This is a genomic window from Bradyrhizobium jicamae, from assembly GCF_018130695.1.
In the GTDB taxonomy this organism is placed as follows: domain Bacteria; phylum Pseudomonadota; class Alphaproteobacteria; order Rhizobiales; family Xanthobacteraceae; genus Bradyrhizobium; species Bradyrhizobium jicamae_B.
Genome location: NZ_JAFCJX010000024.1, coordinates 15108 through 33007, shown reverse-complemented (window position 1 = coordinate 33007; position 17900 = coordinate 15108). Strand labels below are relative to the sequence as shown.

The following is a 17900-nucleotide window of genomic DNA, read 5'->3' as shown; positions in this document are numbered from 1 at the left end:
CGGGCTTGCAGCGGGGCTAGTTTCCGCGGCGAGCACCATTTCCCGGGGACTAGCGTGACCATCACCATCTACGGCATCAAGAACTGCGACACCATGAAGAAGGCGCGCGCCTGGCTCGACGACCACGGCGTCGCCTACGATTTCCACGACTACAAGATCGCGGGGATCGGCAAGGACAAGCTGAAGCAATGGAGCGACGAGGTCGGCTGGGAAACCCTGCTCAACCGCGCCGGCACCACCTTCAAGAAGCTGCCCGACGCCGACAAGGACGGCCTCAGCGAGCGCAAGGCGCTGGCGCTGATGGTCGACCAGCCCTCGATGATCAAGCGTCCGGTGCTCGATCTCGGCGGCAAGCGCGTGGTCGGCTTCAAGCCGGATATCTACGCCAAGGAAGTGCCGGCCAAGGCGCGCAAGAAGGGCTAGCTCAGCTCGACCGCGTCATCGCACGATGGACGCGGCGCCGGCACGAACTCGCGATCGATCACGGCGCGGGTGGTGGTGACCGGAACCGTCGTCGCCATCACGCCCATCAGATTGCTGAGCTTGAATCCGCCGTCGATGCTGATTGCCTTGAACGAGCCGACGATCTGCTCGACGGCGTCGCCGCTGCCGAACGGCAGCAGCAGCCGCTCATAGGACACGTCCTTGCCGTCGGCGTCCTGGACGGTCGCGACCGTATAGGTCGGCCGCTTGAGCGCCACGCAGGCGCGGTAGGACGCGATCACGCGCTCATAGCGCTCCCGGCCGAGCGCATCGTCGAGGTAGCGGTTGGTGCGCTCGTCGGGTGCGAGATGTTCGCTGCCATAGGCGGCGGCCAAGCGGGCGCCCTCGCGGGTGATCAGGAAGCGAACCGCATCGCCACTGCGTTCGACATCGTAGCGCATCATGTCGGCCTGCTCGTCGGCGGTCGCCTCGGCACGGAAATCCGCAATCAAGGGCATCGGGCATGGCGCGCGCAGCGCACGATGCCAGGCCTTGTACAGCACCCGCTGCATGATCGACCTGATGATCGACGGGTCGGCGCTTTCGAACAGCATTGCGCCTAACCGAACTCGAGCAGGTCGCCGAACGGGATGCGTCCGGGCGCGCGATGGAACAGGTCGCGGTCGATGATGGCGCGCAGCTTCGGCACCGGCAGCTTGTCGCCGCCGCGCATCAAATTCCTGATCTCGAAGTTGCCGTCCTCGCTGATCGTCTTCAGCGAGGCGATCATGTGCGTCACGGCGCCACCGTCCGAGAACGGCAGCAGCAGCCGCTCATAGGCGACGACGCGGCCATAGATGTCGTCGATTTCAGCGATGGTGTAGGCGGGCAGGCGGCGGGCGATGCACTCCTGGTAGATCGGCACCACCATCGGCGCGAGCCTCGGCCCGAGATAATCGTCGAGCAGGCGGCCCTTGCCGGTATGCCCATAGGCATTGGACAGCCGCGTACCGTCGCTCTCGATCGTCAGCTGCGGCGGTGCATGCGCATTGTCGACGGTGAGGAAGACGAGGTCCGGCAGATCTTCCTCGATCCGTTCGGGACGGAATTCGTCCATCCGCGGGATCACCTGCTCGCGCCCATAGAGTCGCAGCCAGTTGTTCAGGAAATCACGCTGCCTGATCGACTTGACGACGGAAGGATTGGCGCTCTCGAAATGCACGACTGATGTCCGCGATTTCAACTAAATCGCCGGAGCATGGCGAGGAGGGGGAAATATTCTATGAAAACGCGAATTCGCAGCAAAACACCGTTAATGGCGGCTTTCCGGTGGATCGATCGTTCGATCCGCCTCTACGACTAAGGACGGACAGGAACAGGGTGTTGGTTTTGCCGCAGTGCACAGCTTTCCACCTTGCATAACGCGAGCTTATGACGGCATATTCCGGCCCCGGAGGCGGCAGCCCGGGACGGTTTCCAAGACGTCGCGGACGAACTGCCGGACAGGAAAGAATTGGTCACGCGCGGGGAGGCCCCTCGCGCCGATGGCTGACGGGGGAAATTTGTTTGGCCGATGAGTTCATTCTCGAAACCCACGGATTGACCAAGGAATTCGCGGGGTTCTTCGCCGTTCGTGACGTTGCCCTGAAAGTGCGTCGCGGCACCATCCATGCGTTGATCGGGCCCAACGGGGCCGGCAAGACGACCTGTTTCAACCTGCTGACCAAATTCCTGAAGCCGTCGGCGGGGCAGATTCTCTACAAGGGGCAGGACATCACGGCGACCGCGCCGGCCGATGTCGCGCGCCTCGGCCTCGTCCGCTCGTTCCAGATTTCGGCGGTGTTTCCCCATTTGACCGCGCTGGAAAACGTCCGCGTGGCGCTGCAGCGCCAGCACGGCTCATCCTTTGATTTCTGGCGCTCCAAGAGCGTGCTCGACCGCTACAATGGCCGCGCGCTGGAGTTGCTCAATGACGTGGGCTTGAGCGAATTCGCCAACACGCCGGCGGTCGAGATGGCCTATGGCCGCAAGCGCGCACTCGAGATTGCGACGACGCTCGCGCTCGACCCCGAGATGATGCTGCTGGACGAGCCGATGGCCGGCATGGGCCACGAGGACATCGACAAGATCGCTGCCCTGATCAAGCGCATCTCCGCGAAATACACCATCCTGATGGTCGAGCATAACCTCTCGGTCGTCGCCAACCTCTCCGACACCATCACCGTGCTGACGCGCGGGCAGGTGCTGGCGGAAGGCAATTACGCCGACCTCTCCAGGGACGAGCGCGTGAAGGAAGCTTATCTGGGAGCAGGGCATGCCTGAGGCGAAACTGGCGGACAAGCCCGCGACGGCCGGCGGCGCCGAGGTGCTGTCGGTCAAGGATTTGCAGGCCTGGTACGGCGAGTCGCACATCCTGCACGGCATCAATTTCAATGTTAAGGCCGGTGAGGTGGTGACCCTGCTCGGCCGCAATGGCGCCGGCAAGACCACCACGCTGAAGTCGGTGATGGGAATCATCGGCAAGCGCACCGGCTCGATCCGGTTCGATAACGAAGAAATCATCCGCGCCTCGTCCGACCGGATCGCGCGCAAGGGCATTGCGTTCTGCCCGGAGGAGCGCGGCATCTTCTCGAGCCTCGACGTGCGCGAGAACCTGCTGCTGCCGCCGGTGGTGCGCAGCGGCGGCCTGTCGCTCGAGCAGATCTTCACGCTGTTTCCGAACCTGAAGGAGCGGCTCTCCAGCCAGGGCACCAAACTCTCCGGCGGCGAGCAGCAGATGCTGGCAATCGCGCGCATCCTGCGCACCGGCGCGCGCTTCCTGATGCTGGACGAGCCGACCGAAGGCCTTGCGCCGGTCATCATCCAGCAGATCGGCCACACCATCGCGCGGCTGAAATCGGAGGGCTTCACCATTCTCCTGGTCGAGCAGAACTTCCGCTTCGCTTCCACCGTCGCGGACCGCTACTACATCGTCGAGCACGGCAAGGTGATCGACGGTTTTGCCAATTCGGAACTGTCCGCCAACATGGACAAGCTCCACACCTATCTCGGCGTCTGAAGTCGCCAAAATCATAAGATCAAAAAGAGGGATGACGACATGAAGAAGACGATTTCAGCGCTCCTGCTCGGCACCGCCCTGACGGTAGCGTCCACCGGCCTTGCGGCCGCGCAGGACAAGTCGGTGAAGATTGGCGCACTGTCCGACCAGTCCGGCCTCTATGCCGACCTCGGTGGCCCCGGCTCGACGCTGGCGGCGCAGATGGCGGTCGAGGATTCCGGCCTGCAGGCCAAGGGCTGGAAGATCGAGATCATCTCCGGCGATCACCAGAACAAGCCGGACATCGGCACCACCATCGCGCGGCAGTGGCTCGACGTCGACAAGGTCGACGTCATCGTCGACGTGCCGAATTCGGGCGTAGCGCTGGCCGTCAACAACGTCATCAAGGAAAAGAACGCGGTCTACATCAACTCGGGCGCCGCGACCTCGGACCTGACCAATGCGCAGTGCTCGCCGAACACCGTGCACTGGACCTACGACACCTACATGCTGGCCCACACCACCGGCCAGGCGCTGGTGAAGGCCGGCGGCGACACCTGGTTCTTCCTGACCGCGGACTACGCCTTCGGCGCCGCGCTCGAGCGCGACACCACGGCGGTGGTCACCGCCAACGGCGGCAAGGTGGTTGGCGGCGTCAAGCATCCGCTCAACACCTCGGACTTCTCCTCCTTCCTGCTGCAGGCGCAGTCGTCGAAGGCCAAGATCATCGGCCTCGCGAATGCCGGCGGCGACACCACCAACTCGATCAAGCAGGCGGCCGAGTTCGGCATCGTCAAGGGCGGCCAGAAGCTCGCCGCGCTGCTGCTGTTCCTGACCGACGTCAAGGCGATCGGTCTGGAGACCGCGCAGGGCCTCAACTTCACCGAGACCTTCTACTGGGACATGAACGACAAGACCCGGGCGTTCTCCAAGAAGTTCGCCGCCCGCATGAAGAACAACGCGCCGCCGACCATGGTGCAGGCCGGCGTCTATGCGGGCCTGCTGCATTACTTCAAGGCGCTGGACGCGCTCGGCGGCAATCCGCATGACGGCGTCAAGGTCGTGGAGAAGATGAAATCGATCCCGACGGAGGACGATCTGTTCGGCAAGGGCGAGATCCAGCCCAACGGCCGCACCATCCACTCGGCCTATCTGTTCGAGGTCAAGAAGCCCTCGGAGTCCAAGGGGCCCTGGGACTTCTACAAGCTGATCGGCACCGTTCCGGGCGACCAGGCCTTCACGCCGCTGTCCGAAAGCAAGTGCGCGTTGCTCAAGAAGTGACTATCGTGCCCGCCAGCGGACGTGCCGCCGGCGGGCTTCATTTAAGTAGCGGAAGCTAATCCCGATGCAGGCTCTCTACGCACAGCTACTGGTGGGACTGATCAACGGCTCGTTCTACGCGCTGCTCAGTCTGGGGCTCGCCGTCATTTTCGGCATGCTCAACATCATCAATTTCGCGCATGGCGCGCTCTACATGATGGGCGCGTTCGCCGCGTATTTCCTGCTCAATCTGGGCGGCATCGGCTACTGGCCCGCGCTGATCATCGCGCCGATCGTGGTCGGCATCTTCGGCATGATCCTCGAGCGCACCATGCTGCAATGGCTGGCCGGGCTCGACCATCTCTACGGCCTGCTCCTGACCTTCGGCATCGCTCTGATCGTGCAGGGCGTGTTCCAGAACTATTTCGGCTCCTCCGGCCTGCCTTACGCGATCCCGGACCAGCTCAAGGGCGGCATGAATCTCGGCTTCATGTTCCTGCCGATCTACCGCGGCTGGGTGGTGGTGTTCTCGCTGGTCGTGTGTCTGGCCACCTGGTTCCTGATCGAGAAGACCCAGCTCGGCGCCTACCTGCGCGCCGCGACCGAAAATCCGACGCTGGTGCGCGCCTTCGGCATCAACGTGCCGCGCATGATCACGCTGACCTACGGGCTCGGCGTCGGTCTCGCCGCGCTCGCCGGCGTGCTGTCGGCGCCGATCAACCAGGTCCGCCCGCTGATGGGCGCCGATCTCATCATCGTGGTGTTCGCGGTGGTGGTGATCGGCGGCATGGGCTCGATCATGGGATCGATCATCACGGGCTTTGCGCTCGGCGTGATCGAGGGACTGACCAAGTATTTTTATCCCGAGGCTTCCAACACCGTGGTGTTCGTTCTGATGGTGCTGGTGTTGCTGGTGAAGCCGACGGGACTGACGGGACGGGCGGCCTGATATGTCAGCATTGACCGACGATACACTTCCGGTAACCCCGCGCGCGATGCGCGACGAGATGATCGTGTTCGCCGTGATGGCGGTGCTGCTGGCGGCCGTGCCGTTCTCGGGCATCTATCCGTTCTTCGTGATGCAGGCGCTGTGCTTTGCGCTCTTGGCCTGCGCCTTCAACCTCCTGATCGGCTATGGCGGCCTGCTGTCGTTCGGCCACGCGATGTTCCTCGGCACCGCCGGCTACGTCTCGGCGCATGCGCTGAAGGTCTGGGCGCTGCCGCCGGAGCTCGGCATCCTCGTCGGCACCGCGGCGGCGGCCTTGCTCGGCCTCGTCGCCGGCTACATCTCGATCAAGCGACAGGGCATCTACTTCTCGATGATCACGCTGGCGCTGTCGCAGCTCCTGTACTTCATCTACCTGCAGGCGCCGTTCACCCATGGCGAGGATGGCATCCAGGGCATCCCGCAGGGCCATCTGCTCGGCATCTTCGATCTCTCCAAGCCGACGGTGCTGTATTACGTCGTGCTGGTGGGCTTCCTTGCCGGCTTCCTCCTGATCTACCGCACCATCAACTCGCCGTTCGGTGAGGTGCTGAAGTCGATCCGCGAGAACGAGCAGCGCGCGATCTCGCTCGGCTACAAGACCGATCAGTACAAGCTGCTGGCGTTCATCCTGTCCGGCACGCTGGCGGGCTTTGCCGGCTCGCTGAAAGTGTTCGTGGCGCAGAACGCCTCGCTCACCGACGTGCACTGGTCGATGTCCGGTGAAATCGTGCTGATGACGCTGGTCGGCGGCCTCGGCACCATCTTCGGGCCGGTGGTCGGCGCCTTCGTGATCATCGCCATGCAGCAGTATCTGGCCGGCTTCGGCCAGTGGGTGACGGTGATCCAGGGCGTGATCTTCGTGGCCTGCGTGCTGCTGTTTCGCCGTGGCCTGGTCGGTGAAATCGCCCATTGGCTGCGCCGTTCGCTCTAAAGCGCGAATACGATCGCGCTTTAGGTCGTTGTTTGAGCATGATCTTTTCGGAAAACCGCTTCACACTTTTCCGGATCATGCTGTAACGGCCGCCATTTTAGGCAATTTTGGCCATCGACAAAGCGGTGGATGACCGCGGCCGGGCCGGCCGCGGGCCGCGGCTTTACCCGGAAAGTGTTCTATGACAGTTCTGTGACAGCCCGCCGCACGGCTGGTCCCGGAACGATGGAACTTACCTATGCTGCGCTGGTTTCGCGCCTTTCTCCCCAAGGAAGAGCGTTTTTTCGACCTGTTCGCCCGCCACGCCAAGACATCCGTGAGTTGCGCGATCGCGCTGCAGGACATGCTGAAGGGCGGGGAAGAGACGCCGGTGTTCTGCCAGCGCGTCAACCAGTTCGAGAATGACGCCGACAATATCACCCGAGAGGTGCTGACTGCGGTGCGCCGCACCTTCATCACCCCGTTCGACCGCGGCGACATCAAGAACCTGATCACCTCGATGGACGACGCCGTCGACCAGATGCAGCAGACCGCCAAGGCCGTGGTGCTGTTCGAGGTGCGCTCATTCGAGCCGCCGATGCGCGAGATGGGCGCCCTGATCTCGGAATGCGCAAACCTGGTCGTTCGCGCGCTGCCGCTGCTGCAGTCGATCGGCGAGAACGTCTCGATGCTGACCCAGATCACCGAAGAGCTCACAAAGCTCGAGGGCAGGGTGGACGATCTCCACGACATCGGGCTGAAGGAGCTGTTCCTCAAGCACCGCAATGCCAACACCATGGACTTCATCGTCGGCGCCGAGATCTACGATCACCTGGAGAAGGTCGCCGACCGTTTCGACGACGTCGCCAATGAGATCAATTCGATCGTCATCGAGCAAGTGTAAGCGGGGCATCACGTGGACGCCACGCTGGGTCTTCCCGTACTGGTCATCCTGATTGGCGTCGCGCTGCTGTTCGACTTCCTGAACGGCCTGCACGACGCCGCGAACTCGATCGCGACCATCGTCTCGACCCGCGTGCTGCGGCCGCAATATGCGGTGTTCTGGGCGGCGTTCTTCAACTTCGTTGCGTTTGCGGTGTTCGGCCTGCATGTCGCCAACACCATCGGCACCGGCATCATCGAGCCGAGCGTGGTCGACGCCACCGTGATCTTTGCGGCCCTGGTCGGCGCCATCGTCTGGAATCTGATCACCTGGGGGCTCGGCATTCCCTCATCGAGCTCGCATGCACTGATCGGCGGCCTGGTCGGCGCCGGCATGGCCAAGGCCGGCATTTCGGCCGCGGTGTGGAGCGGGCTGACCAAGACGCTGCTCGCGATCGTGCTGTCGCCGGCGGTCGGCTTCCTGCTGGCGCTGGTGCTGGTCGCGGTCGTGTCCTGGCTGTCGGTGCGCTCGACGCCCTTTGCCGTGGATCGCGCCTTCCGCATCCTGCAATTCGTCTCTGCCTCGCTCTATTCGCTCGGCCATGGCGGCAACGACGCGCAGAAGACCATGGGCATCATCGCGGTGCTGCTCTACTCGCAGGGTCATATCGGCGAGAAGTTCGAGATCCCGTTCTGGGTGGTGATGGCCTGCCAGACCGCGATGGCGCTGGGCACGCTGATGGGCGGCTGGCGGATCGTCCGCACCATGGGCCTGCGGATCACCAAGCTGACGCCGATGCAGGGCTTTTGCGCCGAGACCGGCGGCGCCGCGACGCTGTTCATCGCGACCTATCTCGGGGTTCCCGTCTCGACCACCCACACCATCACCGGCGCGATCGTCGGCGTCGGCGCCGCGCGGCGGCTCTCGGCGGTGCGCTGGAATGTGGCCAGCTCGATCGTCTACGCCTGGGTGATCACCATCCCGGCCTCGGCTGCGGTGGCGGCCGCGACCTATTGGGCGGTGCTGATCCTGCGGTAGGCATGATCCGGAAAAGTGGGGACCGGTTTTCCGAAGAGATCATGCCCGGAAAAAGAGGCAAAATGGGCGAAAATCCCCATATCGCCGGTATTGATCCCGCTTGATTGCGCCAAAATTCCCTGCCAAACGCTGCGCCATGTCCGACATTGCCGCTTCTGCCGAATCGCCGTCCCGCTCGCCACTGTCAGAGGAAGTGGCGCGGCGCCGCACGTTTGCGATCATCTCGCATCCGGACGCCGGCAAGACCACGCTGACCGAAAAGCTGCTGCTGTTCGGCGGCGCCATCAATCTGGCCGGTCAGGTCAAGGCCAAGGGCGAGCGGCGCAACACCCGCTCGGACTGGATGAAGATCGAGCGCGAGCGCGGCATCTCGGTCGTCACTTCGGTGATGACCTTCGAGTTCAACGACCTCGTGTTCAACCTGCTGGATACGCCGGGCCACGAGGACTTTTCGGAAGACACCTATCGCACGCTGACCGCGGTCGACTCCGCGGTGATGGTGATCGACGCCGCCAAGGGCATCGAGGCGCGGACGCGAAAACTGTTCGAGGTCTGCCGCCTGCGCGACATCCCGATCATCACCTTCATCAACAAGATGGACCGCGAGAGCCGCGACACCTTCGATCTCCTGGACGAGATCGAGAAGACGCTGGCGCTCGACACCACGCCGATGACCTGGCCGGTCGGCCGCGGCCGCGACTTCCTCGGCACCTATGACGTCGTCAATGGCGGCGTGCGGCTGCTCGAAGGCGGCGGCGCCAAGACCGGCGCCACCGAGCAGATCGACATCGCCGATCTCGGCAAGCGCAATCCCAATCTCGACGTCGCCGAGGTCAAGGACGAGCTCGCGCTGGCCTCGGAAGCCTGCAAGCCGTTCGAGCTCGAGGCTTTCAGAGAGGGCCACCTGACGCCGGTCTATTTCGGCAGCGCGCTGCGCAACTTCGGTGTCGGCGATTTGCTCGAAGGCCTCGGCAAATTCGCGCCGGCCCCGCGCGCGCAGGAGTCCAACCTGCGCAAGGTCGAGGCCGCCGAACCGCGGATGAGCGCCTTCGTGTTCAAGATCCAGGCCAACATGGATCCGAACCACCGCGACCGCATCGCCTTCGCGCGGCTCTGCTCCGGCAAGCTCAGCCGCGGCATGAAGGCCAAGCTGGTACGAACCGGCAAGAACATGAGCCTGTCGAGCCCGCAATTCTTCTTCGCCCAGGATCGCTCGGTCGCCGACGAGGCCTTTGCCGGCGATGTCGTCGGCATTCCCAATCACGGCACCTTAAGGATCGGCGATACGCTGACCGAGGGCGAGGACCTGACCTTCGTCGGTGTTCCCAGCTTCGCGCCTGAAATCGTCCGCCGCGTCCGCCTGACCGACGCGATGAAGGCGAAGAAGCTGAAGGAAGCGCTGCAGCAGATGTCGGAAGAGGGCGTCGTGCAGGTGTTCCGCCCGCGCGACGGTGCCCCCGCGCTGGTCGGTGTGGTCGGCCCGCTGCAGCTCGACGTGCTGAAGGCGCGGCTCGATGCCGAATATTCGCTCCCGGTCGAATTCGAGATCAGCGAATTCTCGCTGGCGCGCTGGATTTCCGCCGACGACAAGAAGGCGCTGGAAGCTTTCATCTCCGCCAACAATTCCGGCATCGCCGACGACGTCGACGGCGACCCCGTCTTCATGGCCAAGAACGAGTTCTATCTCGGTTACACCCGCGAGCGCGCCGAGGGCATCACCTTCTCCAACGTCAAGGATGTGAAGAAGAAGGCGTAGGGGCAGGCCGCTTCCCAACTACCGGTGTCATCCCCGCGAAAGCGGGGACCCAGTACGCCGCGGCCTATCGGCTCAATCACCGCCGCCTCTGGAATACTGGGTCGCCCGATTAAATCGGGCGATGACACCTTTCGTGTGGCTTGGTTGTGCCGCCTTAACGCGGAGACGTGAAGTGCCGGCCGCTTGAACCGGCGCATCGGCTGGCGCATCTACAGGGGATCACGGAAGGCCCTTCATGCGCCGGCATATCCTGACCAGCCTGATTGTCCTGTGCGGCGCCGCTGCGGCCGCGTCGCCCGCGTTCGCCCAGCGCGACCGCACCAACCCGGTGCCCTTCGCGCACACGCCCTGCAGCGTGCTCGATTACGAGCCGTGCACACCCACGGTCTGCGGCATCTATGACCCGTGGCCGTGCTTTCCCGAGATCAACTATCCCTACGGCCAGAATTTGCAGTTGACGATCCTGACCGTGCCGCCGCAGGACCAGGCCGCAAAATATCAGAAGCCCGACCATGACCTCGATACCATCGGCGATCTCTTCGCCGCGTTGCGCGCCTGCTGGTCACCGCCCGCGGCCGACACCGCGCGCGAGGGCATGCAGATGTCGGTGCGCTTCAGCTTCAAGCGCACGGGCGAGATGATCGCAACGCCGCAGGTGACGTTTGCGACCAAGGGCATCCCGGCCGACACCCGCACGACCTATCTTGACGCGATCAATGCTTCGCTGAAGGCCTGCCTGCCGCTGAAGTTCACCAAAGGCCTCGGCGGCGCGCTGGCGGGGCGGCCGATTGCGATCCGCTATGTCGACAATCGCGAGCTCGGCAAGCAGGCGGTGAAGCCCTGACGCATTGCCTCGCGTGGGGTGAAAATGATACCCGAGAGAGCAGATGGCAGCACCAAGGGAGGGACATCGTGGGACTGCTGGTGATGATCCTGGGCTTGATCCTCTTCCTCGGCGTCCACACGCTGACCACCCAGCGCGAGCTGCGGGGCGCTTTCGTCAAATCATTGGGCGAGGGCGGCTACAAGATCGGCTATTCGCTGGCCTCGGTCGCGGGCCTCGTGCTGATCATCTGGGGTTTTGGCAGCTACCGCGCCGCCGGCATGATCCCGGTCTGGGAGCCGCCTGTCGCGATGAAGCACATCACGGTGGCGCTGATGCTGCCGGCCGTGATCCTCGTCGTGGCGTCCTATCTGCGTGGCCGCATCTACGCGACGCTGAAGCATCCGATGCTGGCCGGCATCAAATTGTGGGCGGCGGCGCATCTGCTCGCGAACGGCGATCTCGGCTCGATCATCCTGTTCGGCTCGTTCCTGGCCTGGGCGGTGTTCGACCGCATCTCGCTGAAGCGCCGCTCGGACGCGGGCGCGCCGCCGATCCCGGTCGGTGGTCCGACCAATGACCTGATCGCGGTCGCGGTCGGTGTCATCGCCTATCTGGCGCTGGCCTTTGCCTTCCATCCGGTGGTGATCGGGGTGCCCGTGGTCTAAGCTGCCGCAAGAACGAACAACAAGGGTGGAAAACCTGATGGACTGGTCGCAGCACGCAATTCCTCCAATGCGGCTCGAGCCGCGCTTCGGCGACCGCGTCGTCCCGGCGTTCTGCGAACGTCCGAACAGCCTCTGGGCGATGATATCAGCGGCGGCCGCGCAAAATCCCGATGGCGAGGCTCTGGTCTGCGGCGAGGTGCGGCTGACCTGGCGACAGGTCGCGCAGCAATCGGCGAAACTGGCGGCGGGCTTCCACAAGCTCGGGCTCAAGCCCGGCGATCGCGTCGCGATCCTGCTTGGCAACCGCATCGAATTCCCGCTTTTCCTTTTCGGGGCCGCGCATGCCGGGCTGGTCACGGTGCTGCTCTCGACACGCCAGCAGAAGCCCGAGATCGCCTATGTGTTGAGCGACTGCGGCGCCAGGCTATTGGTGCATGAGGCGTCGCTGGCCGAGCGCATTCCCGACGCAGCCGACGTCCCCGAGCTGAAGCATCGCATCTCCGTCAGCGACGACAGCGCCTCGCAATTCGCTGGCCTCCTCGACAATCCGCCGCCGTCATCGCCTGCGGATGTGAGCGAAGAGGATACCGCGATGATCCTCTACACCTCGGGCACCACGGGGCGGCCGAAGGGCGCGATGCTCGCCCATTGCAACATCATCCATTCCTCGATGGTGTTCGTGTCGGCCTTGAACCTGACGCAGGCCGATCGCTCGATCGCCGCTGTCCCGCTCGCGCATGTCACCGGCGCCGTCGCCAACATCACGGCCATGGTCTGCTGCGCCGGCGCGCTGATCATCATGCCGGAGTTCAAAGCGAGCGAATACCTCAAGCTCGCCGCGCGCGAGCGCGTCACCTACACGGTGATGGTGCCGGCCATGTACAATCTCTGTCTCTTGCAGCCGGATTTCGACAGCTACGATCTGTCGAGCTGGCGCATCGGCGGCTTTGGCGGCGCGCCGATGCCGGTTGCGACCATCGAAAAGCTCGACGCCAAGATTCCCGGCCTGAAGCTCGCCAATTGCTACGGCGCGACCGAGACCACGTCGCCGTCGACCATCATGCCGGGCGAGCTGACCGCCGCTCACATCGACAGCGTCGGCCTGCCGTGTCCCGGCGCCGAGATCATCGTGATGAGCCCCGATGGCCACGAACTGCCGCGCGGGGAGATCGGCGAGATCTGGATCCGCAGTGCCTCCGTCATCAGGGGCTACTGGAACAATCCGAAGGCCACCTCCGAGAGCTTTACGGCCGGCTTCTGGCACTCCGGCGATCTCGGTTCGATCGACGCGCAAAATTTCGTCCGCGTGTTCGACCGCCAGAAGGACATGATCAACCGCGGCGGCCTGAAGATCTATTCCGCCGAGGTCGAGTCGGTGTTGGCCGGCCATCCCGCCGTGATCGAGAGCGCGATCATCGCAAAGCCGTGCCCGGTGCTCGGCGAGCGCGTCCACGCCGTGATCGTGACCCGCGCCGAGGTTGGGCCCGAGGCGCTACGCGCCTGGTGCGCCGAGCGGCTCTCCGACTACAAGGTGCCGGAGACCATGGCCCTGACATCGGATCCGCTGCCCCGCAACGCCAATGGCAAGGTGATCAAGCGGCAGCTCCGGGAGACCCTGACGGCCGGAGCTTGAGGGGTGGAGGGGTGCCCTTCCACCGTTAACGCTTTGATCCGCCTCGCTTTGCCTTGCCTCCGCCATATCGTTAAGGTAACGCCGCCGCGACGTGGGGATCGGGAGCGAGCGGAAGCTCTCCCGAGTCGCTTTGCCCTGAGGGGATGGGATAAGCTTAAGTGTCTGAATTATTTGATGAAGTCGACGAGGAAGTCCGTCGCGAACAGCTCAAGAAGCTGTGGGACAAGTACTCGATTTTGATCATCGCGCTGGCGGTTTTGATCGTCGCCGGCGTCGGTGGCTGGCGCGGCTATCAGTATCTGGAGGCCAAGAAGGCCGCCGAGGCCGGCGCCGCCTTCGACCGGGCGGCGGAACTGTCAGAGCAGAACAAGCATGCCGAGGCGGAGGCCGCCTTTGCCGATCTCGTCGCCAAGGCGCCGTCCGGCTACCGCATCCTGGCGCGGCTCAGGCTGGCCGGCGAGGTCACCACGCGCGATGCGCAGGCAGCCGCCAAGCTCTATGACGAAATCGCCGCCGATCGCAGCATCCCTGGTCCCGAGCAGGATCTGGCGCGCGTCCGCGCTGCGCAACTGCTGATGGAAACCACGACCTATCCGAACATGCTGCAGCGGCTGGAGCCGGCGACCGCGAAGGATTCGACCTTCCGCCACACCGCGCGCGAATTGCTGGCGCTGTCGGCCTGGCGGGCCAATGACACCACGGCTGCGCGGCAGTGGCTCGATGTGATCGCCAATGACGGCGATACGCCGCCGGGCATCCGACAGCGTGCCGAAGCCTTGCAGGCTTTGCTGCCACCGGTCGCAAAGAGTTAGTGGCGGGACCCCGAGTTTTGAGTGAGAGATCGACCATGCGCCGCTCGCAACGACTGATCGCAGGCACCGTCCTCCTCGCGCTTTGCAGCGTGCTGGCGGGCTGCGGTGGTGGCGGCATGGCCAATTTCGATCCGAGCGACCTGCTCGACTTCATGGACACCAAGAAGAAGCTGCCGGGCGACCGCAAGCCTGTCTTCCCCGACGGCGTGCCGGGCCTCGAGCAGGGCGTGCCGAAGGATCTGTACAAGGGCGCCCGCCAGGATCAGGCCGATCAGCCGCCGCCGGTCGATGCGGCCGCTGCCGCGCCGGCGCCGGAGCCCGCCAAGGGCAAGAAGAACGCCAAGAGCAAGGGCAAGCCGGCCGCGACCGCCGCAGCCCCCGCTGCCGATCCTGCGGCAGCTCCCGATGGCGAAGCCGCGGCCGCCGAGGAGGGCGCGCCCGCCGCGTTGCCGCCGGAGCCGAAGCCGAAGAAGATCGTCCGCCGCCGCACCACGGCGCCGCCGCCCGATCCGCAACAGGCTCAGCAGCCCGCGCAATCGCAGACCACGCAACAGCAACAGTCGGCATTCCCGGCGCCGATGCCCAGCGGCTCGTTTACCCGCTAGCCTTCTCTTCACCTCGCCCCGCTCGCGGGGAGAGGTCGGAATTCAAGCGCAGCTTGAATTCCGGGTGAGGGGGAGTCTCCACGAACTCACTGCATGCTGGGTTCGCGGAGACAGCCCCTCACCCTAACCCTCTCCCCGTAAGAACGGGGAGAGGGGAAAATACACTTCGTTTGCCTCGACCGGCGCACCTGCTGTAGTCGTTGCACCTATTCGTTTGACACGCGCTGCCGGCGTAGCGCCCGGATGATCCATGTCTTTCACCATTGCCATCATCGGCCGGCCCAATGTCGGCAAGTCGACGCTGTTCAACCGTCTGGTCGGGCAAAAGCTCGCCCTCGTCGATGACGAGCCGGGCGTCACGCGCGACCGCCGCGAGGGGCAAGCCAGGCTCGGCGATCTCGCCTTCACCATCATCGACACCGCCGGCCTCGACGAAGGCGCCAAGGGCTCGCTGACCGCGCGGATGCAGGAGCAGACCGAGACCGCGATCGAGCTTGCGGATGCCCTGATGTTCGTGATCGACGCTCGCATGGGCCTGACGCCGAACGACCGCGCCTTCGCCGATTTCGCCCGCCGCGCCAACAAGCCCGTGGTGCTGGTCGCCAACAAGGCCGAGGGCAAGCATGGCGAGTTGGGCGCGATGGAATCCTACGCGCTCGGGCTCGGCGATCCCGTGCAGATCTCGGCCGAGCACGGCGAGGGCATGGGCGAGCTCTACGATGCACTGGCCGCGCTGATGCCGGAGCCGGTCGACGATGAGGAAGAGCTCGACGACGAGGAGATCTCCGAGGAGGAGGCCGCCCAGCGTCCGATCCGCGTCGCCATCGTCGGCCGGCCCAATGCCGGCAAGTCGACGCTGATCAACCATCTGCTCGGCGAGGAGCGCCTGCTGACCAGCCCCGAGGCCGGCACCACCCGCGACTCCATCGCGGTCGAGATCACCTGGCAGGGCCGGCAATTCCGCGTGTTCGATACCGCAGGCCTGCGCCGCCGCTCGCGCATCGAGGAGAAGCTGGAAAAGCTCTCGGTGGCGGACGCGCTGCGCGCGGTGCGCTTTGCCGAAGTCGTCGTGATGATGATGGACGCGCAGAACAAGTTCGAGGAGCAGGACCTGCGCATCGCCGATTTGATCGAGCGCGAGGGCCGCGCCATCGTGCTTGCGGTCAATAAGTGGGATCTCGTCGAGCGCAAGCCGAACCTGATCTCGCAGCTGCGCATCGATGCCGATCACTGGCTGCCGCAGGTCAAGGGCGCGCCCGTCGTCGCCGTCTCCGGCCTGATGGGCGAGGGCATCGACCGCCTGATGACCGCGATCCAGGAGGCCTATGCGCTCTGGAACCGGCGCCTGCCGACCTCGGCGCTGAACCGCTGGTTCGAGCAGGCGATCCAGGCCAATCCGCCGCCGGCGGTGTCCGGCCGCCGCCTTAAGCTCAATTACATCACCCAGGTGAAGGCGCGGCCGCCGAGTTTTGTCTTGTTCTGCTCGCGCGCTGACGCAATCCCGCAATCCTATCTGCGCTATCTCATCAACTCGCTGCGCGAGACATTCGAGCTGCCGGGCACGCCGATCCGAATCACGCTGCGCGAAAAGGCCAATCCCTTCGCCCACAAGCGCAAACGGCCGTCATGAGCGGCGAGGCGTCGAACGAGATTGTCGACGCGCCGCCGGTGCGCAGCGGCGCCGCTGCCTTCATCTTCGTCACCATCCTGCTCGACATGCTCGCGCTCGGCCTGATCCTGCCGATCCTGCCCAAGCTCGTCGAAAGCTTTGTCGACAACGACACCGCGACCGCCGCGCGCATCTTCGGCCTGTTCGGCACCGCCTGGGCGCTGATGCAGTTCTTGTTCTCGCCGATCCTCGGCGCGCTGTCCGATCGTTTCGGCCGGCGGCCGGTGGTGCTGCTGTCGAATTTCGGACTGGCGCTGGATTACGTGCTGATGGCGCTGGCGCCGTCGCTGCTCTGGCTGTTCGTCGGCCGGGTGATCTCCGGCATCACCTCGGCGAGCATCTCGACCGCGTTCGCCTACATCGCCGACGTGACGCCGCCGGAGCGGCGCGCGTCGACCTTCGGCAAGATCGGTGCGGCGTTCGGCGCCGGCTTCATTCTCGGCCCCGCGGTCGGTGGCCTGCTCGGCGGCATGGATCCGCGGCTGCCGTTCTGGATCGCGGCGGGGCTCAGCTTTGCCAATGCGCTTTACGGCTGGCTGATCCTGCCGGAGTCGCTGCCGCCCGAGCGGCGCGCGCCGTTCCGCTGGAAGGCGGCCAGCCCGCTCGGCGCGCTCAATCTGCTGCGCTCCAACCGGATTCTCGCCGGGCTGTCGCTGGCGAACTTCTTCGGCCAGCTCGCGCATGTCGTGCTGCCGTCCACCTTCGTGCTCTACGCCACCTATCGATATGGCTGGGATACGAAAACCGTCGGTCTGACGCTGGCGCTGGTCGGGGTTTGCGCAATGGTGGTGCAGGGCGGAGGCGTCGGGCCGATCGTCAAGCGTCTCGGCGAGCGCCGCGCGCTGCTGCTGGGGCTTGGCTGCGGCGCGCTCGGCTTCTTCATCTATGGCGCAGCCCCAACCGGGCCGCTGTTCTGGACCGGCATTCCCGTGATGGCGCTGTGGGGCGTCGCGGGTGCTGCGATCCAGGCGCTATCGACGCAGCTCGTGGCCCCCGATCAGCAGGGCCAGCTGCAGGGCGCGACCAACAGCGTCAACAGCATCGCGCAGATGGCGGGCCCGTTTCTGTTCACGCTGACCTTCGCGTATTTCATCGGCGACAATGTGCCGGTGAAATTGCCGGGCGCGCCGTTCCTGCTCGCTGCGGCACTGCTGGTGCTGGCGCTGCTGGTCGCATGGCGCGCGACATCACAGAAATCATAGAAATCGTAGGGTGGGCAAAGCGTAAGCGTGCCCACCATCACGAGCACGCCGTGCATGGTGGGCACGGCGCAAGCGCGCCTTTGCCCACCCTACGCATCTCGCGACATCGCACAGACCTCTTCCCGGGGCGTCCAACTTCTCCTATTTACAAACCATCCGGTTGGTTTGTATAGAAGGCAACCCGATGCGGGTT

Annotated in this window: 18 protein-coding genes; 16 read left to right on the top strand and 2 right to left on the bottom strand. The window is 64.7% G+C overall.

The window, feature by feature from the left end; genetic code table 11:
- The first annotated feature begins 54 nt into the window (after positions 1 to 54).
- Positions 55 to 423: an ArsC family reductase gene (locus JQ604_RS29645; protein WP_212364235.1), complete on the top strand. Its 369-nt coding sequence runs from the start codon at positions 55 to 57 to the stop codon at positions 421 to 423.
- Here the strand turns inward: JQ604_RS29645 and JQ604_RS29640 are convergent.
- Both JQ604_RS29640 and JQ604_RS29635 read right to left on the bottom strand, forming a co-directional pair.
- Entirely contained in the window at positions 420 to 1037 is a 618-nt protein-coding gene (locus JQ604_RS29640; protein WP_212364234.1) for a hypothetical protein, read from the bottom strand. The genes JQ604_RS29645 and JQ604_RS29640 overlap by 4 nt on opposite strands.
- 5 nt (positions 1038 to 1042) lie before the next feature.
- On the bottom strand, positions 1043 to 1645 hold the full coding sequence (locus tag JQ604_RS29635; protein ID WP_212364233.1) for a PAS domain-containing protein: 603 nt from the start codon (positions 1643 to 1645) through the stop codon (positions 1043 to 1045).
- A gap of 344 nt (positions 1646 to 1989) precedes the next feature.
- Between JQ604_RS29635 and JQ604_RS29630 the strand changes: the two genes are divergently transcribed.
- The 15 genes from JQ604_RS29630 to JQ604_RS29560 all read left to right on the top strand — a co-directional run bounded on the left by JQ604_RS29630 (position 1990) and on the right by JQ604_RS29560 (position 17707).
- Positions 1990 to 2745: an ABC transporter ATP-binding protein gene (locus tag JQ604_RS29630; RefSeq protein WP_212364232.1), complete on the top strand. Its 756-nt coding sequence runs from the start codon at positions 1990 to 1992 to the stop codon at positions 2743 to 2745.
- A complete protein-coding gene (locus tag JQ604_RS29625; protein WP_212364231.1) occupies positions 2738 to 3481 on the top strand; it encodes an ABC transporter ATP-binding protein in 744 nt (247 codons plus the stop codon). Before JQ604_RS29630 ends, JQ604_RS29625 begins: the two co-directional genes overlap by 8 nt.
- A 39-nt stretch (positions 3482 to 3520) precedes the next feature.
- Positions 3521 to 4741 carry an ABC transporter substrate-binding protein gene (locus JQ604_RS29620; protein WP_212364230.1) on the top strand — a complete coding sequence of 407 codons (1221 nt, stop codon included), beginning with the start codon at positions 3521 to 3523 and terminating at the stop codon, positions 4739 to 4741.
- A 64-nt stretch (positions 4742 to 4805) separates the two neighbouring features.
- Complete coding sequence (locus JQ604_RS29615; RefSeq protein WP_212364229.1) at positions 4806 to 5669, top strand: branched-chain amino acid ABC transporter permease; 864 nt, start codon at positions 4806 to 4808, stop codon at positions 5667 to 5669.
- A 1-nt stretch (position 5670) separates the two neighbouring features.
- Positions 5671 to 6639: a branched-chain amino acid ABC transporter permease gene (locus tag JQ604_RS29610; protein WP_212364228.1), complete on the top strand. Its 969-nt coding sequence runs from the start codon at positions 5671 to 5673 to the stop codon at positions 6637 to 6639.
- Positions 6640 to 6877: 238 nt separating this feature from the next.
- A complete protein-coding gene (locus JQ604_RS29605; RefSeq protein WP_212364227.1) occupies positions 6878 to 7522 on the top strand; it encodes a DUF47 domain-containing protein in 645 nt (214 codons plus the stop codon).
- A 12-nt stretch (positions 7523 to 7534) separates the two neighbouring features.
- On the top strand, positions 7535 to 8539 hold the full coding sequence (locus JQ604_RS29600; RefSeq protein ID WP_212364226.1) for an inorganic phosphate transporter: 1005 nt from the start codon (positions 7535 to 7537) through the stop codon (positions 8537 to 8539).
- A 136-nt stretch (positions 8540 to 8675) separates the two neighbouring features.
- Entirely contained in the window at positions 8676 to 10295 is a 1620-nt protein-coding gene (locus JQ604_RS29595) for a peptide chain release factor 3 (RefSeq protein ID WP_212364225.1), read from the top strand.
- Between the two features lie 235 nt (positions 10296 to 10530).
- Positions 10531 to 11139: a hypothetical protein gene (locus JQ604_RS29590; protein WP_212364224.1), complete on the top strand. Its 609-nt coding sequence runs from the start codon at positions 10531 to 10533 to the stop codon at positions 11137 to 11139.
- A gap of 68 nt (positions 11140 to 11207) precedes the next feature.
- Positions 11208 to 11786 carry an NnrU family protein gene (locus JQ604_RS29585; protein WP_212364223.1) on the top strand — a complete coding sequence of 193 codons (579 nt, stop codon included), beginning with the start codon at positions 11208 to 11210 and terminating at the stop codon, positions 11784 to 11786.
- A gap of 37 nt (positions 11787 to 11823) precedes the next feature.
- The gene (locus tag JQ604_RS29580) at positions 11824 to 13419 is read left to right on the top strand and encodes a class I adenylate-forming enzyme family protein (RefSeq protein WP_212364222.1); all 1596 of its coding nucleotides are present in this window, start codon (positions 11824 to 11826) and stop codon (positions 13417 to 13419) included.
- Between the two features lie 158 nt (positions 13420 to 13577).
- Positions 13578 to 14231 carry a tetratricopeptide repeat protein gene (locus tag JQ604_RS29575; protein ID WP_212364221.1) on the top strand — a complete coding sequence of 218 codons (654 nt, stop codon included), beginning with the start codon at positions 13578 to 13580 and terminating at the stop codon, positions 14229 to 14231.
- A 35-nt stretch (positions 14232 to 14266) separates the two neighbouring features.
- The gene (locus JQ604_RS29570) at positions 14267 to 14836 is read left to right on the top strand and encodes a hypothetical protein (protein ID WP_212364220.1); all 570 of its coding nucleotides are present in this window, start codon (positions 14267 to 14269) and stop codon (positions 14834 to 14836) included.
- A gap of 250 nt (positions 14837 to 15086) precedes the next feature.
- Positions 15087 to 16466, top strand: a complete 1380-nt coding sequence (gene der, locus JQ604_RS29565) for a ribosome biogenesis GTPase Der (RefSeq protein WP_212364219.1) — start codon at positions 15087 to 15089, stop codon at positions 16464 to 16466.
- Positions 16463 to 17707 carry a TCR/Tet family MFS transporter gene (locus tag JQ604_RS29560; RefSeq protein WP_212364218.1) on the top strand — a complete coding sequence of 415 codons (1245 nt, stop codon included), beginning with the start codon at positions 16463 to 16465 and terminating at the stop codon, positions 17705 to 17707. The genes der and JQ604_RS29560 overlap by 4 nt, the downstream gene beginning before the upstream one ends.
- The last annotated feature ends 193 nt before the right edge of the window (positions 17708 to 17900 follow it).

What these genes read in the sequence shown, in the direction of transcription:
- JQ604_RS29640 (WP_212364234.1), bottom strand. Translation starts at nt 1,037, where the DNA reads ATGCTGTTCGAAAGCGCCGACCCGTCGATCATCAGGTCGATCATGCAG.
- JQ604_RS29625 (WP_212364231.1), top strand. Translation starts at nt 2,738, where the DNA reads ATGCCTGAGGCGAAACTGGCGGACAAGCCCGCGACGGCCGGCGGCGCC.
- JQ604_RS29620 (WP_212364230.1), top strand. Translation starts at nt 3,521, where the DNA reads ATGAAGAAGACGATTTCAGCGCTCCTGCTCGGCACCGCCCTGACGGTA.
- JQ604_RS29615 (WP_212364229.1), top strand. Translation starts at nt 4,806, where the DNA reads ATGCAGGCTCTCTACGCACAGCTACTGGTGGGACTGATCAACGGCTCG.
- JQ604_RS29610 (WP_212364228.1), top strand. Translation starts at nt 5,671, where the DNA reads ATGTCAGCATTGACCGACGATACACTTCCGGTAACCCCGCGCGCGATG.
- JQ604_RS29605 (WP_212364227.1), top strand. Translation starts at nt 6,878, where the DNA reads ATGCTGCGCTGGTTTCGCGCCTTTCTCCCCAAGGAAGAGCGTTTTTTC.
- JQ604_RS29595 (WP_212364225.1), top strand. Translation starts at nt 8,676, where the DNA reads ATGTCCGACATTGCCGCTTCTGCCGAATCGCCGTCCCGCTCGCCACTG.
- JQ604_RS29590 (WP_212364224.1), top strand. Translation starts at nt 10,531, where the DNA reads ATGCGCCGGCATATCCTGACCAGCCTGATTGTCCTGTGCGGCGCCGCT.
- JQ604_RS29580 (WP_212364222.1), top strand. Translation starts at nt 11,824, where the DNA reads ATGGACTGGTCGCAGCACGCAATTCCTCCAATGCGGCTCGAGCCGCGC.
- JQ604_RS29570 (WP_212364220.1), top strand. Translation starts at nt 14,267, where the DNA reads ATGCGCCGCTCGCAACGACTGATCGCAGGCACCGTCCTCCTCGCGCTT.
- der (WP_212364219.1), top strand. Translation starts at nt 15,087, where the DNA reads ATGTCTTTCACCATTGCCATCATCGGCCGGCCCAATGTCGGCAAGTCG.
- JQ604_RS29560 (WP_212364218.1), top strand. Translation starts at nt 16,463, where the DNA reads ATGAGCGGCGAGGCGTCGAACGAGATTGTCGACGCGCCGCCGGTGCGC.